Annotated in this window: 16 protein-coding genes; 3 read left to right on the top strand and 13 right to left on the bottom strand. The window is 24.2% G+C overall.

Features of this window, described 5'->3' with window-relative positions; translation table 11 throughout:
- Positions 1-64: 64 nt before the first annotated feature.
- The 3 genes from BUE91_RS05970 to BUE91_RS05960 are packed head-to-tail and all read right to left on the bottom strand — an operon-like array spanning position 65 to position 4862.
- The gene (locus tag BUE91_RS05970; protein ID WP_073508271.1) at positions 65-3271 is read right to left on the bottom strand and encodes an ABC transporter permease; all 3207 of its coding nucleotides are present in this window, start codon (positions 3269-3271) and stop codon (positions 65-67) included.
- Between the two features lie 3 nt (positions 3272-3274).
- Positions 3275-3796 carry a hypothetical protein gene (locus tag BUE91_RS05965; protein ID WP_073508270.1) on the bottom strand — a complete coding sequence of 174 codons (522 nt, stop codon included), beginning with the start codon at positions 3794-3796 and terminating at the stop codon, positions 3275-3277.
- Between the two features lie 13 nt (positions 3797-3809).
- Positions 3810-4862, bottom strand: a complete 1053-nt coding sequence (locus BUE91_RS05960; RefSeq protein WP_066900111.1) for a thymidine kinase — start codon at positions 4860-4862, stop codon at positions 3810-3812.
- Between the two features lie 146 nt (positions 4863-5008).
- On the opposite strand from BUE91_RS05960, the gene BUE91_RS05955 reads away from it, so the two are divergent.
- Positions 5009-5530 carry a C40 family peptidase gene (locus tag BUE91_RS05955; RefSeq protein ID WP_066900109.1) on the top strand — a complete coding sequence of 174 codons (522 nt, stop codon included), beginning with the start codon at positions 5009-5011 and terminating at the stop codon, positions 5528-5530.
- A gap of 69 nt (positions 5531-5599) precedes the next feature.
- Positions 5600-7642 carry a glutamine synthetase III domain-containing protein gene (locus BUE91_RS05950; RefSeq protein ID WP_073508269.1) on the top strand — a complete coding sequence of 681 codons (2043 nt, stop codon included), beginning with the start codon at positions 5600-5602 and terminating at the stop codon, positions 7640-7642.
- A 21-nt stretch (positions 7643-7663) separates the two neighbouring features.
- Here the strand turns inward: BUE91_RS05950 and BUE91_RS05945 are convergent, their stop codons facing one another.
- The 3 genes from BUE91_RS05945 to lepA are packed head-to-tail and all read right to left on the bottom strand — an operon-like array spanning position 7664 to position 10724.
- Positions 7664-8296 (bottom strand): trimeric intracellular cation channel family protein, encoded by a 633-nt coding sequence (locus tag BUE91_RS05945; RefSeq protein ID WP_073508268.1) that lies wholly within the window; start codon positions 8294-8296, stop codon positions 7664-7666.
- A gap of 1 nt (position 8297) precedes the next feature.
- Complete coding sequence (locus BUE91_RS05940) at positions 8298-8915, bottom strand: 3'-5' exonuclease (RefSeq protein WP_073508267.1); 618 nt, start codon at positions 8913-8915, stop codon at positions 8298-8300.
- A gap of 9 nt (positions 8916-8924) precedes the next feature.
- A complete protein-coding gene (gene lepA / locus BUE91_RS05935) occupies positions 8925-10724 on the bottom strand; it encodes a translation elongation factor 4 (protein WP_073508266.1) in 1800 nt (599 codons plus the stop codon).
- Positions 10725-10850: 126 nt separating this feature from the next.
- Between lepA and mscL the strand changes: the two genes are divergently transcribed.
- Positions 10851-11249: a large-conductance mechanosensitive channel protein MscL gene (gene mscL, locus BUE91_RS05930; RefSeq protein ID WP_066900099.1), complete on the top strand. Its 399-nt coding sequence runs from the start codon at positions 10851-10853 to the stop codon at positions 11247-11249.
- A gap of 135 nt (positions 11250-11384) precedes the next feature.
- Here the strand turns inward: mscL and BUE91_RS05925 are convergent, their stop codons facing one another.
- The 7 genes from BUE91_RS05925 to ribF form a co-directional block, all read right to left on the bottom strand.
- Entirely contained in the window at positions 11385-12131 is a 747-nt protein-coding gene (locus tag BUE91_RS05925) for a peptidylprolyl isomerase (protein WP_083573811.1), read from the bottom strand.
- A gap of 6 nt (positions 12132-12137) precedes the next feature.
- Positions 12138-12497, bottom strand: coding sequence for a hypothetical protein (locus tag BUE91_RS05920; protein WP_073508265.1), 360 nt, complete (start codon positions 12495-12497; stop codon positions 12138-12140).
- Between the two features lie 95 nt (positions 12498-12592).
- Positions 12593-13171, bottom strand: coding sequence for a Maf family nucleotide pyrophosphatase (locus tag BUE91_RS05915; protein ID WP_073508264.1), 579 nt, complete (start codon positions 13169-13171; stop codon positions 12593-12595).
- Between the two features lie 52 nt (positions 13172-13223).
- Positions 13224-14042 (bottom strand): purine-nucleoside phosphorylase, encoded by an 819-nt coding sequence (locus tag BUE91_RS05910; protein WP_073508263.1) that lies wholly within the window; start codon positions 14040-14042, stop codon positions 13224-13226.
- A gap of 112 nt (positions 14043-14154) precedes the next feature.
- Positions 14155-15642, bottom strand: coding sequence for a murein biosynthesis integral membrane protein MurJ (gene murJ, locus BUE91_RS05905; protein WP_066900162.1), 1488 nt, complete (start codon positions 15640-15642; stop codon positions 14155-14157).
- Positions 15635-16339 (bottom strand): segregation and condensation protein A, encoded by a 705-nt coding sequence (locus tag BUE91_RS05900; protein ID WP_083573809.1) that lies wholly within the window; start codon positions 16337-16339, stop codon positions 15635-15637. Before BUE91_RS05900 ends, murJ begins: the two co-directional genes overlap by 8 nt.
- On the bottom strand, positions 16326-17345 hold the full coding sequence (gene ribF, locus BUE91_RS05895) for a riboflavin biosynthesis protein RibF (protein WP_073508262.1): 1020 nt from the start codon (positions 17343-17345) through the stop codon (positions 16326-16328). Before ribF ends, BUE91_RS05900 begins: the two co-directional genes overlap by 14 nt.
- Between the last annotated feature and the right edge of the window lie 6 nt (positions 17346-17351).

The raw sequence follows: 17351 nt of genomic DNA, 5'->3' as shown, positions 1-17351 counted from the left end.
ATTACATTTTAACATATTTTTGCCATTTTTTCAAATAAAAATGCCACAAATGTGGCATTAGCAATTATTCCATTTTTAGTGCTTCTATCATATTTATATTTTTAAGTTTCCTATGTATTAATACGAAAGAAATAAAAGAAAAAATTAAAGTTAATATTATAGAAAATATATAAGGTGTATAGCCAATATTTTCAACAAAAACCGTATTTGTTTTCTCCATTGACACTAATACTATTTTATGTAACCATTTTCCAGTAAGTAAGCCTAAGATAATTCCTACAATAGTAAGAATAAATATTTCTTTATAAATATATAGTGAAACCTCTCTTGAAAAAAATCCTATAACCTTTATAGTGGCAAGTTCTCTTTGTCTTTCATTTACATTTATTTCTAATAAATTATATGTAACAACAACAGATAAAAGTGCCGATAATAAAATTATAAATACCACAATAAAATTAAGACTCTCACTAATCTTATCAAAAACCTCTTTATATTCACGATTTAATGATATTGATTGAACTTCATCATAATCTAATAGATAATCAAGAGATTTATTATTCTCTTTAACTATTAAAGTATTCACTTTATATTTTTTTTGTAGATTTTTTTCATAAAATGTTTTTGTAAGAAAAATATAGTTACCTTGGTAATTTTCTATAGTATTTGAAACATTTAAATTGTATTCATTCCCTACAAGATCATTAACTAAAATTTCATCTCCTATATTCTTTCCCATAAGTGTTAATGCTCTTTTTGAAACAAGGACTCCTTTATCATCAATCTTATTTGATAGATAAAAAAAATCATTTAAATTGGCATCATTTACAATATATATCTTGATATTATTTTCCTTACTATTAATAGAAAATTTAGCATTTATACTCTCTAAAGATAATACAGTGAAATCCTTATTAATTAAATCAGTAACCTTATTTATTTCATTTTTATTTAAATGATTTTTCAAATTAATCTCAGCATGAAAATTTCTTATTTTATTATACTGTAATTCAGAAATTTCTGAAAAAGAGTTTTTAATTGCAAATCCAAGGAATATAAGGGCAGTACAACCTGTAATTCCTAAAATATTCATAATCATTTTACCTTTATATCTAAAAATATTTCTTAAACTTATTTTATTAGAAAAAGATAAATTATTCCAAAATATTTTTATTTTTTCAAGTAAAATATTGCTTCCTTGTTTTGGTATTTTAGGTTTAAGTAAATCTGCAATTTCAATATTAAAATCATTTCTTAAAGATAAGTATACTGATAAAATTGTAGATAAAATTGAAGCAAAAATACTTATTAAAACTATTTTCATGTCAAATACAATTAATAAATCATTATACATAGAAATAGAACCTGCTTTAAATGCAGTATAAATAAATTTAGGAATAGAATGTATTCCAAAATAAATACCTAAAGTTATTCCCAAAATAGTAGGTATTAAAGCATAAATATAGTATTTTTTAGATATTTCTTTTTTAGAATATCCTAAAAACATATATGTACCTATAGAGTTTCTTTGCTCATCAACCATTCTTGTCATAGTAGTCGTAGAAACAAGTATTACTATTAAATAAAAAATTATGGGAAATAATTTCGATATAATATTTAAACTTTCTACACTTTCAATAAATGATGAATAATTTGGGTTATCAATTCTTGTATTAATAAAGTATATTAAATTTAATGATTTTAATTTACGTTCATTTATATTTATATCATTTAAAGTTTTTTCTATTGTTTTATTTGCCTTAACCTTTTCTTTTTCAAAAATTTTTTCAGCATTTTTTATTTTATTTTTACTATTTTGAATTTCTTTTTTACCCTTATTTATTTCATCTAAATTTTTATCATATTCAGCATTAAACTTATTTTTTTCTTCTATTAACCTTTTATTACCTTCTTCAAGTTTTTCTATTCCAATTTTAATATGATTTAATCCATCATTAATTTTTTTCTTATTATATTCTAATTCATTTTTTTTATTTTCAATAAAAGTTAAATTTTTAATTAATTCAGATTTTTTATCTTTTAAATTTTCAAATTCAGTTTTAAGTTTATTTTCTCCTAGTTCTATATCTTTTATAGCTTGTTCTATCTTATTTTTACTATTTTCTATTCTTTTTTTTGATACAAAAATACTAGATTTTAAAGAAGCAACATATTCTTTATTCTTAAAAATTTCTTTTTTTGAATCTTCTATTTTTTTCTGATTTTCATTTATAACAAGAAATCCTTTTTCTATTTCACCTAAACCACTATTGATTTTACCTTTATTTATTTCTAATTCTTTTAAGCCTTCTTCAACTTTTGATAAACTTTCTTTTAAATCGTGTTGTCGTTTTATTAATTCAGCCTTTTTATTATTAATTTTAATTTCATTATTATAGAATTTATCGTATGCTCCCTCAAATTCATTAATATTTGAAACAAGTTTTTTCTCTGCTAGTTTTATCTCATTTTTAGCTTTTATAATCTTGTTTTCATTTTCTATTATTTCATTTTTAGCATCTTCTATTTTCTTTTTTCCTGAATTAATATTTTCATATTTCTCGGATAAAAATTCTTCTAACTTCATTTTAGAATTTTTATATATCTTATTTTGAATATCAATTTTCTTTTCAAAAACATATTCATTATACTCTGATTTATATGTACTAAAATCTGTTTTAAGTTTAATATTTGCAAAACTGTATTCTCTATCTTTAAAATACTTTTTTAAAGTGTATCCATTAACACTTGAGACATTATATCCCTTAAATGCTTGAACTTTCGAATTAAGTAACCTATTTTCGACATTTTCATAATATCCAACAATCTTAAATTTTTCATTTATTTTTTCATTAATAGCATATTTATCTTTTAATTGATATTCTATAATTATTTCATTAATTGAATTTGGAAAACGCCCTTTAATTAATTTAAGTTTAGAAATTTTTTCAGGAATATTCTTTAAATTTAATATCTCTTTGCTATTATCTATATATATTTCTTCACTATATCCATATTCTATATCTGACACATATTTTAAATTATTCAAAATTTTTAAATCATCCTGATTTAACGCAATATTTGAGCTTACTGTAACATCAGTAACATTACTAATATTATATAAAGTGTCTATAGTTTTATACATGTCTTTGCTTAAAACATTTAAACCAATAAAAGTTGAAATACCTAATAAATTAATAATAAATATTGCCAAAAATCTTGTTTTAGATTTAAAAATTTCACGAATAATATCTTTATTATTCGTTTTCATATATTATTTCCCTAATTCATGATAATAATCATTTAATCTTTGTACAACATTAAATAATCTTTTTCTAAAATGCTCTACAGTAATTTTTTCAACATCTTTTTTTGATATCTTAGCTAAAATTAAGTATTTATTACTGTTTTTTAATTCTACAGTCTTAGCAATTTCATATTTTTGTTCATCTATTATTTTTTTTGATATTTCTTCAGCCATCATCTTCATAGTAGCATAATCAAAGTTTTTACCTGATAACTTAACTTCCTCAAATAATGATTTTAATTTAGTAAGTGAATAATCATTAATTGAATTTTTTAATCCCGATAACGCATCAGCTTTAACATTATCTAAAGTCACTAATCTATCTGATACAACAGCTAGATCATTATAGTAATCAAAAGAGCCATTCATTATTTCTTTAGTTGCTCTACTTGTAAATATTCCATTTAAATACTCATCTGATGATAGTCTTGTATATGAAAAACTATTTAACGAACTAACCACAAATAATAATGCTATAACTTTTTTCATAATCATTTCCTCCTTAAATTATTAATGCTTTGGCATTTATTATTTTTTCTATATAATCTATATTTTTTTCATTTTCTGGATTTTCAGATGGAGTAAAATATATACCATCTAAATTTAAATCTGCTTTTCTAATAGTTTCATGAGATATTAATACCTCATTTATCATTCCACGCCTATTTCTTGAAATTAAAATTACTGATGATATTTTTCTATATTCTGACATCAAATCAATAATACTATAATCTCCTTCTATTGGCATTAATGGACTTTTAATTATTCTTATAAATAATATATCGCATTCATATGATATTTTTTCAATTCTATTTCTTAAATCAATTACAGTTTCTTCATTTTTAAATATACTAATTGACTTAGTTTTAGCATTAGAATTTTTGCTTGATATGAATTTTTCAACCTCTTCTTTTCCAGCATTTATATCAGTACCAAATAGGAAATATATTTTAGCCCTGTTATCTTTTCTATCTCTTACAATATGATGCCTTCTACATCTTGCTTCATAATTTTCACTTGCTCCAACCATTACTATAGGATCATCTTTAAATGCTGGTTCTCCGTTTATAAGTCTTTGACTTGCATAAGCTTCTTTTCCACAAACCATACATATTGCTTTTAATTTAGTAATAGAATCAGCATAGGTTAACAATTCAGGCATAGGATAAAATGGTTCTGCCTTAAAATCTAAATCAAGTCCAGCAACAATAACTCTTTTACCAATATTAACGTATTTATTACAAAATTCTACAACTTCTTGTCCAAAAAATTGAACCTCATCTATTCCAATAACTTCAACGTCTGGATATTTAGAAATTATATTTTCCATTTCAAGTACATTTGAAACAGGAACTGCTCCTATACTATCTTGGTTATGAGAAAAAATACCATTTTCTCCATATCTTCTATCTATTGAATGTTTAAAAATTAAAACATTTTGTTTTGTAAATGTTTCTCTTCTCAATCTTCTAATTAATTCTTCACTCTTACCAGAAAACATACTTCCACAAATTACTTCAAGTCTTCCTACATTATCACTATTTTTTAAAAACATATATATTTTTGATTGCTAATCAATCTCCTTTCCTTTTTTATTATTATATCATAAAAGTTTACATAAACAATAACAAATTATTTTTATCTGATAATTATTTGACATCTTTATTATAATGATATATAATTTCCCGAAAGGAGGTGGATATGAAAAAATTTATTATATTTTTATCTTTACTTTCACTTCTTTCATTTACTCAAAATGAAGTGGATGAAAGATTAAATACAATATTAGATGAATTAATTACTATGTCTGATAAAAATATTGAAATATCAAATGATAATGAAATAGTTTTAAGAGATAAAATTATTGAATTTGCAAAAACAAATCTAAATAAACCATATTCTTGGGGAGCTATAGGGCCTACTAAATTTGACTGTTCTGGATTTGTAAATTATGTATTTTCAAAAAATAGCTCTATTACTTTACCTCGTGTTTCAAAAGATATGGCTAATTATTCACCAAAAATAAATACTGAAGATCTTAAAATAGGAGATCTGCTATTTTTTAATACATCAAATAAAGGTAAAAACATTAATCATGTTGGTATATATATTGGTAATAATGAATTTATTCATGCATCTTCTGCACAAAAGAAAGTTACAATTTCAACAATTGCTGAAGGATTTTATAAGAAAAAATTCAAATGGGCTATTTCGCCCTTTTAGTCAACTGCTTTGTCGCAGTTTTTTTTAATGTTTAGTGTTGGTTATAAAAAATGAAAGGTTTGATATTAAATGGAAAATATTATGAAAATTTTTGGCGAAAATGCCTTTACTGAAAGTAATTTAAAAAAACGTGTACCTAAAAAGGTTTTTGAAGAATTTAAAAAGGTTCAAAAAGGCGAAATAGAGCTTACTAAAGAAAATGCTGAATTGATTGCCAATGCCATTAAAGATTGGGCTACTAAAAGAAATGCCACTCATTTTTGTCATTGGTTCCAACCATTAACTGAATTAACTGCTGAAAAACATGATTCATTTATTGAACCAAATGGTGATAAAGATTTTATTTATAGATTCTCAGGTTCAAATTTAATTAAAGGTGAATCAGATGCTTCATCATTTCCTAATGGTGGATTAAGATCTACTTTTGAAGCAAGAGGTTATACAGTCTGGGATACAAATTCACCACCTTTTATTAAAGAAAATGAAATTGGAGCCACTTTATATATACCTACATCTTTTATTTCATATAATGGTGAAGCTTTAGATAAAAAACTTCCTCTATTAAGATCAATGAATGCTATTAATAAATCAGCTACTAGAGTGTTAAATTTACTTGGTTATACTGAAATAAAAAATGTTATACCTACTCTTGGTGTTGAACAAGAATACTTTTTGATTAAAAAAGAACATTTCGATAAAAGAAAAGATATTATGTTTACAGGACGTACATTATTTGGTGCTAAAACACCTAAAAATCAAGAAAGTTCATTCCATTATTATGGAAAAATTAAAGATAAAGTTATCAATTTTATGGCTAACCTTGATTATGAATTATGGAAAATAGGGGTTTCAGCTAAAACAAGACATAATGAAGTTGCACCTAATCAATTTGAAATAGCGTCTATATTTGATGTTGCAAACCTTGCTGCAGATCAAAATCATATTGTTATGGAAACTCTTGAAAAATTGGCATTAAAACATGACTTTGTTGCTTTATTACATGAGAAACCTTTCTCTTATGTTAATGGATCAGGTAAGCATAATAATTGGAGTTTAGCTACAGATACAGGTGTTAATCTTTTTGATCCAAAATCACCTACTTTTATGGTATTTCTTTCTGCTGTTATAGAAGCTATAGATAGATATTACCCTGTATTAAGAAGTATGATATCAAGTTGTTCTAATGATTATAGACTAGGCGGTCATGAAGCTCCTCCAAGTATAATATCAGTATTTTTAGGTTCACATTTAACTGAAAAATTCAAAAATGCTAAATTACATATTGTTGATAATAAAATTATTTATTCAAAAAAAGATGAGGAAATTAAAAAGAAAGTTACAATGATAAATATAAATCAAGATTTTGATGATAGAAATAGAACTTCTCCTTTTGCCTTTACTGGTAATAAATTCGAGTTTAGAATGCCAGGTTCTACTTCATCTCCTGCTAATACATCTATGGTTATTAATGCAGTAGTTTCTACTGTATTAAATGAATATGCAGATAAATTAGAAAAATCAAAAGATATAGAAAAAACTATAAACTATATAATTTCTGATACATTTAAAAATCATAGTAGAATAATATTTAATGGTGATGGTTATAGTAAAAAATGGCATGAAGAAGCTCAAAAAAGAGGGCTAAAAAATATTTCAAATACTTTTGAAGCTTTAAAGTATTATTTAAATGAAGAAATCATTTATATGTTTGAATCTAATAATATTTTAAATAAAATTGAATGCCAAGCAAGATACATAGCATTCTTGAATATATATGTAAGTAATAGACTTACTGAATGTAATACTTTAATATATATGATAGATAAATATATTTTAAACTTTGCATATAAATATATTCCTAAAATAATATTTGAAGATGAACAAATAGAATTAAAAACATATACTAACCATTTAATATATTACAAAAAAGAATTAATACAATTAATCAAACAAATTAATGAAATTGAATTAGAAGAAAAAGCTGAATTATTAAGTAAGAATGCTTTAAATTTAGAAAATAAAATAAGAGAAATCATTGATTATTTAGAAGTCAATATTCCTGCAGAATATTGGAATTTACCAACCTATACTGAACTATTATTTACATTATAAAAGTGGGCATCATGCCCACTTTTATTTTGGTAAATTCAAATTCTTTTTAATTACTATTAATCTTACAATTAATACCATAAAAAAGATTATTATTGTTGTTCGTATTTCATTTAATTGTAAATCTACTATCATAATTTTGTAAAAAAATCCAGCAATTACACAAAGAATTGCATATATATCTTCTTTTAAAATAAAAGGAGTCTCATTTGCTAAAATATCTCTTAATATTCCACCGCCAACTGCTGTTATTGTTGCCATAATTATAACACCTATAGTATTTAAACTATTTTGTATAGCTATATTTGCCCCTATAGAAACAAATAAAGATAAACCTACTGCATCAGATATTAATACTAATCTCCTTGCCTTTTTAACTACATTATCATCAAATTTAGGTTTAAATAATAAATAAGGCAGGTATATAACTAAAGTTGTAATTACTGCAACATATATATCTTGTGGATTTATTAATGCATTTGGTATTTTATTTAATAGTACATCTCTCATTACTCCACCACCAACAGATGTGATTATTGCAAGTAATGTAACACCAAATAAATCATGATTATGCTTTATCCCCTTAAAAATTCCTGATAATGCAAAAGAAATTATACCCAATAAATTAGCTAAATAAATAAAAGTCTTAAAATCCATATTATTTCAAATTAGTTGAAATATTATCAACTAAAAATCTCCTTACTTTTTTTATTCCATCATTATCTTTAAGCATTTTAAACATAACTCTTCCCATAATAACAACATCATACATACTATTATGTAATTCTTTTTCATCAATTGGTATATTATAATAATTTGCACATTCCATTAACTTTGGCCATTTAAATGATGAATAATAATTATTACTTGGAATTTTAACAATATCTGTATTTTCTAACATTGTATCAAATTGATATTTAAGTTTAAAAGGGATAAATTGTCTATCAAATCTAATATTATGAGCAACAAAATGTTCTGCATTATCACAAAATTCAAAAAAATTATTTATATCTTCATTAAATGTTTTAGGATATTCAATTGGTGATAAACTTCTTCTTCTTTCTATTTCATCATCAAATAAACCATTAACATTTAAAGCATCAAAATTTGGCTCTTCTCCTTCATTCCTAAAATAAAATCTGTCAAATTTATCAAGTTTTACCATTTTATTTGTAACAGTATCATATGTAACTTTCATTGCTGAAATTGATAAAACAGAATCTCTTGGATTTACGCCATTAGTTTCAACATCAAAAAATATAATTTTTTTTATCATTTTTCCCCCTTAATCATTTAATTTAAGAACTGATAAAAATGCCTCTTGCGGTATTTCAACATTTCCTATAGCCTTCATACGTTTTTTACCTTCTTTTTGTTTTTCTAATAATTTTTTCTTACGAGTAATATCTCCACCGTAACATTTAGCTAATACATTTTTTCTTAAAGCTTTTACTGTTTCTCTGGCAATTACTTTAGTACCTAATGCTGCTTGTAATGGAATTTCAAATTGTTGTCTTGGTATTACTTCTTTTAATTTTTCAACTATAGATCTTCCTCTATAATATGCGTTATCACTATGTGCTATAAATGAAAATGCATCTACCGCTTGTCCACTTACTAAAATATCTATTTTTACTAAATTAGATTCTCTAAATCCTATCATTTCATATTCAAAAGATGCATAACCCTTAGTTCTTGATTTTAATTTATCATAAAAATCTATAACTATTTCAGCTAAAGGTAAATCATATACTATCATAGATCTATTTTCATCTAAAAAGCTCATATTTACAAATGTTCCACGTTTTTCTTGACATAATTCCATAACATTACCAACATAATCTTTAGGTACAATAATAGTTCCTTTAATATATGGTTCTTCAATATGTTTTCTTCCTTCAGGAAATTCAGCTGGATTATCAATAATTAACATATTATTTGTACCTTCTACTGTAACATGGTATTCAACAGAAGGTGCTGTAGAAATTAAATCAATACCAAATTCTCTTCTAAGTCTCTCAACTATAATTTCCATATGTAATAGTCCAAGGAATCCACAACGGAAACCAAATCCTAAAGCTAAAGAAGTTTCAGGCTGATATGTTAATGAAGCATCATTTAATTGTAATTTTTCTAAGGCTTCCCTTAAATCTTCATAATCATCTGTAGAAATTGGATAAACTCCTGCAAAAACCATACTTTGTGCTGGTCTATATCCATCTAATGCAACTTCAGTAGGATCTTTAACAGTAGTTATAGTATCACCAATTTGTGTATCTTTAATAGATTTAATCCCCGTAATTATATATCCAACAGAACCAGCATCTAACAATTCTTTTTCTTTCATTTTAGGAGAAAATACTCCTACCTCTAGTACCTCAAATTCTTTATTAGTTGACATTATCTTTATTTTTTCACCTTTTTTAATAGAACCATCTAGTACTCTAATGTATGTAATTACTCCTCTAAAATCATCATAATGTGAATCAAAAATCAATGCTTTCAACGGTTTATTAATATCTCCTTGTGGTTCAGGGATATATTTAACTATACCTTCTAATAAATCATCTATACCAATTCCAGTTTTACCAGAAACAAGCACAGAATTATCAGTTGGTAAACCAATTACATCTTCAATTTCTAGCATTACTTTATCTGGATCAGCTGATGGTAAATCTATTTTATTTATAACTGGAAGTATCTCTAAATCATTTTCTAATGCCAAATAAACATTGGCAAGTGTTTGAGCTTCTATTCCTTGAGCTGCATCAACTACAAGTAAAGCACCATCACATGCCGCAAGAGATCTTGATACTTCATATATAAAGTCAACATGTCCAGGAGTATCTATTAAATTTAATTCATACTCTTTTCCATCTTTTGCTCTATAATTTAAAGTAACAGCTTGTGCCTTAATTGTAATTCCTTTCTCTCTTTCAAGATCCATACTATCTAATAATTGTTCTTTCATTTCTCTTTGACTTACAGTTCCTGTTATTTCTAATAATCTATCTGCAATTGTAGATTTTCCGTGATCTATATGTGCAATAATTGAAAAATTTCTTTTTAATCTTATATCTGACATCTTACCTCTCCATAATGGTATTTATTTTTATATTCTATCATAAATATATCTAAAAATAAAGTACGGTTGAAATGTATTTGTTTTTACTGTATAATATATTAATAATATGAAAATTAGGAGGAGATTATGTTAAAGGAATTCAAAGAATTTATTGCTAAAGGTAATATAGTAGATTTAGCGATTGGAGTTATTATCGGAGGAGCTTTTGGTAAAATAGTTACTTCATTAGTAAATGATGTAATAATGCCTGTTATTGGATTAATATTAGGACATATTAATTTTAGAACATTACAAATCATATTAAAACCTGCAGAAGGTGAAAGTCCTGCTTTATCAATCAATTATGGAATGTTCATACAAAATGTCGTTGATTTTTTAATTATTGCTTTAGTAATTTTCATTGTATTAAAAGCACTAATGAAATTAAAAAAACAAAAACCAGTTGAAGAACCAGCACCAGCTAAACCTGTATTAACTAAAGATCAAGAATTATTAGCTGAAATAAGAGATTTATTAAAAAAATAAATGACCAAAACCAGAGATCACTCTCTGGTTTTTTAATTTATATATAAACACTTCCTATTTACAAATATGTTATTGTAATTTAGAACTATAAATAAAAAACTGACCTCATTTTTGGGGTCAGTTCAAATATTACCTTTATTTTTCTTCTTTTATTTCTTTCTCATCTTTTACTTCTTTTATTTCTTTATTTTCTTTATTTTCTTTTTCCTCTTTTAATTCATATCCTGTAGCTTTTAATTTTTCAGTCCATTCTTCTACTTCTTTTTCAAAGTTTCCTAAAAATTCATTTACATCATATCCTGAAATTTTAATATCTAATATAGAATCATCTTGTCTAATTAATCTTGCAATTGATAAATCATTTCTATCTTTTAAGTTTCCAATAATAGAATATTCATTATTGTATTCTTCAGCTTTTTGTAGTGTTATAAATATTTGCGAACCATTAGTATTAGGACCTGCATTTGCCATAGCAAGCATTCCAGCTCTATCAAATTTTAAGAAACTAAATTCATCATCTAACAGGTAACCTGGATTACCAGTACCATCCCCAGCTCTATCACCAGATTGTATAATATTATTTACACTAACTCTGTGGAATTTTAAATTGTCATAATAATCATTATTAGCTAAAAATACAAAGTTTGCAACTAATTTTGGTGCAGCTTCAGGATATAGATAAACATTTATATCACCCTTAGTTGTCTTTATTACTGCTTCTAGCTTATATCCTCTCAATTTATTAGCTAATTTTTCTTCTTCTGTTAAATTAAATAATTTTTCTCCTAAAAAACTTGTCAAAAATTTTTCACCAGCACTAGTGCAGCTTATTAAAAAAAGTGAAAAACAAGAAATAAATAATAATTTTAAAATTTTTTTCATTTTTATTTACCTATAAACATTGAATCCTTCTACCATGTTTTCAATATTTACCTTTTCCTTTCTATTAAAATTAAATATATTAAAATTAAATTCATCTACTTTAAGTGAATTCAATAATTTCATCTCTTCATTTTCTGAGACTAATAAATCATAAATAACTAATAAATCCAATACTTCATCGTTTGAACTTACTACCTCTACAATTTGAATTAAACGTCTACTATTAATATTTAAACTTTCTTTTAGTATTTCATTGGCAACCTTTTTATTAGCTATTGCATTATATAAATTAGATTCTAAATTATTCAAAACTAAACCAAACAAAATTTTAGGCTTATGAAGTTTTTTTATTTTTACTATAGCCATTAAATCTCCTTCCTTTACATGTAATTTTATCATATTAAGATTTGTAATTCAATTAATATTAGCTTAGTTTATAATATTAGTAGATTTAATTAGATTTAAAGCATAATTTTACGTAATTCATTAAAAACTTCTCTTATAGGTAATCCCATAACATTATGATATGAACCTTCAATTTTTTCTATTAAAATTGATCCTGCATCTTGTATTCCATATGCTCCTGCTTTATCAAAAGGAGAAAAATTATCAATATAAAATTCAATAATTTCTTTAGAATTATTTGCAAATTTAACTTTAGTTGTACATGTAAATTTTATAATCTCATTGTTATAAATAATACACACAGCTGTAATAACTTCATGTGCATTATTATTTAATTCCTCCAACATTTTTAGAGATCTTTTTCTATCAATTCCCTTTCCATATATTTTTTTATTAAAATATACTATAGTATCAGCCGAAATAATGATTTTATCTTTAATATTATTAAGTTCATTAAAGGCTGCAATTCCTTTAGCCTCTGCGAGTTTTAAAGTCAATTTTATTGGATCATCTATATTTATTTGTTTACTAAATTTTTCTTCGTTAAATTTAGGGATATGTATTTCAAAATCATCAAATATCATTGAAAGTATTTCTTTTCTTCTAGGTGAAGCACTAGCTAAATATATTTTCATATCTTACCCCTTATATAAGAAATACCGATTAATTCATAATCGGCATCTCAATTTATACTAATTCTTTAATAAATTCTTCCATCCAAACACATAATTTTTTGCTTGCTTCTTCTGCGATAACAACAACTTCATCATGTGAATGATTTCCTACACGTAATCCTGTAGCCATATTTGTTATACATGATATTCCTAATGTTTCTATACCTACATAATTTGCAACTATAGTTTCTGGAACTGTTGACATTCCTACAGCATCACTTCCTGCACGTCCAAACATACGAATTTCTGATGCACTTTCATAGTATGGTCCTGAAAAGAAAGTATATACTCCATTTTTAGCTTCTATTCCTAATTTCTCTGCAATTAATTTTGCTTTATTTCTTAATTTTAAACTATATGGTTCAGACATATCAGGGAAACGAACTCCAAATCTTTCATCATTTGATCCCCTTAAAGGATTGTCACCAACAGCATTAATGAAATCATCTATTATCATTAAATCTCCTGGTTTGAAATTAGTGTTAATTCCTCCACATGCGTTTGTAACTATCATTTTCTTTATACCTAATAATTTCATAACATATACTGGATATGCTGTTTCTTTCATAGAATAACCTTCATAATAATGGAATCTTCCTTGTAATGCCATAACTTTTGTATTACCTATTTTACCAAAAACCAAATTTCCAGCATGTCCTACTACTGATATTTGTGGAAAATTAGGTATATCTTTATAAGGTATATATATTTTATCTTCCATAATATCAACAAGTTTACCTAGTCCACTTCCTAAAATTACTGCTACATCTACATTAGCGTCAACTTTTGATGCTATATAATCTGCACTTTCCTTTACCTTGTTATAAAACATTTCTACTCCTTTATTTTCATTATATTTAATTGATAATATTATAACTATATTTTATATTGTATGTCAATACAAATAATGGATTTTAATAAAAAATATACATATTAAATTAATTTTATATATCTAATATTTCATTTCTATCTTTAATATATTTTAAAGATAAAAAAGTAAAGTATAATATTATGAAAGTGAATAATTTTACAATTATTTCTAAACTTTGATTTGATATATTTATAATTTTTTCAATTAAAAATATACAAATTATTGAATTTATCAAAGAAATCATTATAAACTTAAAATATTTCATTAAATTTACATTTGAATATCTAGTTTTTAAAGAAATTAACAAAATGATGTAATTTACAAAGGCTGAAAATGTTGTAGCAAATGTAAGCCCTCTATGAGTAAATTTCTTATATAATAAAAAATCTAAAATAATATTTATACTAATTGAAACAAGAGATGAAATTACAGGTAATTTCCTATCCTTATTTGCATAATGAGCTCTAGTTAATAAATGTATAGTTGAAAAGAATATTAATCCTAATGCATATATTTCCAATATTTCAGAGGTTAAAACTACACTTTCTATACTAAATTTACCTCTTTTAAAAAGTAAAGTAATAATTTCTTTAGAATAATATATTAATCCTATACTAGAAGGAATAATTAAAATTACAAGTAAATTCATTCCTCTTTCTATAGTTAACTTAAATAATTCATTATTTTTCTTTAAAACTGCCTTAGATAAATTAGGAAAAATTACAACTGATAAAGATATTGCAAAAACTCCTATAGGCAATAAATATAGTCTTGAGGCATAATTTATAGCACTTATTGTTCCAAGTTTTAAATTTCCAGCAAATGCTGTATCGACTAATTCATTTATTTGATAACCAAATATTCCAATCAATGTAGGTATCATTAATAAAAAGAACTTTTTAACATATTCATCTTCATAATTAAAAGTAAATCTATATGTTTTCAATATTTTTAAAAATGAAGGCAATTGTATTAGGACCTGAAATAATCCAGATAATAAAAATGAAATACCTAATCCATATATACCTAATTTATTTTTAGTTAATATAGCACCTATTATTATAGTTAAATTAAACACTACTCCTACTAAAGTTGAAATATAGAATTTACCGTAATTATTAAGCAATGAAGAAATTAATCCAGAAACAGAAATAAAGACTAGATAAAATGACATTATTTTCAATAAACCTGAGGCTGTAGCAAGCATCTCTGGATCCTTAAATCTTAATATATATTTAAGAGTAAAGTCTGAAAATAAAGCCATAAATAAAGAAATAGTAAAAGCTAATGAAACTATTAAATTTGTTAAGTTAAATACAAAGTCTTCTGCTCTTTTAGAATTTTTTTCTTCTTTAACTTCGTTATAAATAGGTATAAAAGCTGTACCAAGTGAACCTTCACCTAACAAAGTTGTAAAAAAATTAGCAATTCTTGATGAAGCAAAATAGGCATCAGTATAACCAGTTGCACCAAAAAAAGAGGCAATAACTATCTCTCTTATTAATCCTAAAATCCTACTTAACATATTAATTATCATTACAATTAAACTTGATTTAAACATATGATTCCTTTCTAATAATAAAATCATTATCAGATAAAGTTATATCTATACTACCCTCTTTAAATAAATCTAATACTGCCAAGAAAAAACTAACAATTCTAGCTTTTGAAAAATTTCCTTTCATAAGAGAAGAAAATAATAATTCTTTATTTGTACTAAATTCTTTTTCAATTTCAAATAAAGCATCTGTTGTCGTAAATACATCAACAACATTTATTTTAATATTTTCTTTAGTTTCTACTTTATTAATCAAATTATTAAATATTTCACATAAATTATTTAATGTTAAATCTTCTAAAGAATAATATACGTTATCCTGTTCCTTAATTTTACTTCCTTTAACTATGTATGGAACATTATACTCAATTTCTCTTTTAGAAAATTCTTTAGCAATTTCTTTAATAACCTTATATTCAAGTATTCTTTTTTCTAAATCTTGTTCTTTTTCTATTTTTTTATCCTCATTTAATATAGAATAAGCTTTAATTTCTAGCAATTCTGTTGCCATAGCCAAAAATTCTATTTTAATTTTTAAATTTTGTTCAGTTTCTTTGCTAATAATATTAAGATATTCATCAATAATTTCTGATATATATATCTTTGAAATATCAATTTTTTTATTATCAATCAAGTGTAAAAATAAATCTAATGGACCTTCAAAATCTTCAGTTTTAACTACTAAATCAATATTTACCATATATTTTCTCTTTCCATACTTTTGTATCCATTAAAATTTGTTTTTTCAACTCTTCTAATGAACCCATTTTCTTTTCTAATCTAATGTTTTCAAGTAAATTTACAACTATTATTTTATCATAAATATCTTCATCAAAGTCAAAAATATGAGTTTCAATATGTAATCCCTCATTTTCTATTGTTGGATTTTTGCCAATATTCATAATACCGTAATACATTTTATCATCATCTTCTATATATATCCTAACTCCATAAACAGCGAATAAAGGATAAATCTTATTTTTTGATAATAAATTTGCAGTTGGGAACCCTAGAGTCCTCGCAAGCTTTTTACCATGAACTACTTTACCCATAACAATATATTCATGACCTAATAATTTTTGTACATAAGTCATTTTACCATTTTCAATTAATGTTTTAATAAATGTACTTGAAATTACACAATAATCTTTATCTAAATAATCTTTTAATTCTTTTATATCTACTATTTTTAGTTCATCTGTTTTCAAATTAAATAAAACAGGATTGATAACGTTAACTTTAATCTTATCTTTTAGTAATTCATTTAATTTAGCAACATCACCTTTTCTTCCATTACCAAAACTATAATTAAAACCACAAAAAATCTCTGATGCATTTAATTTATCAATTAATATTTTATTTACAAAATCTTCTGGAGATAATTCATTAACATCAAAAAATTCTTCTAAATATATATAATCTACGTTCATTTTTTCAAAAATATATAGTTTCTCAGATAATGTTGTAATTAAAGTATCCTTTTTTTTAGGATATTCTCTAAAAGTATATATCAATACTTTTTGATTTAATTTTTTCCCTAATTCTAGTGCGTCATTGATAATTTTATGGTGTCCTAAATGGACACCATCAAAATTACCTAAAACCACTATGTTTTTTTCTCTAAAAACAATATCATTAAGAATCTTACTCTTACTAAATTTTGCAAATTCCTCTGCATAACTTATATTTTTTAAGATTACTTTCATTTCTTA

Source organism: Streptobacillus notomytis (assembly GCF_001902585.1).
Classification (GTDB): domain Bacteria; phylum Fusobacteriota; class Fusobacteriia; order Fusobacteriales; family Leptotrichiaceae; genus Streptobacillus; species Streptobacillus notomytis.
Note: the sequence above shows the minus strand (reverse complement) of the source record. Positions and strands in the feature narration are given on the sequence as shown.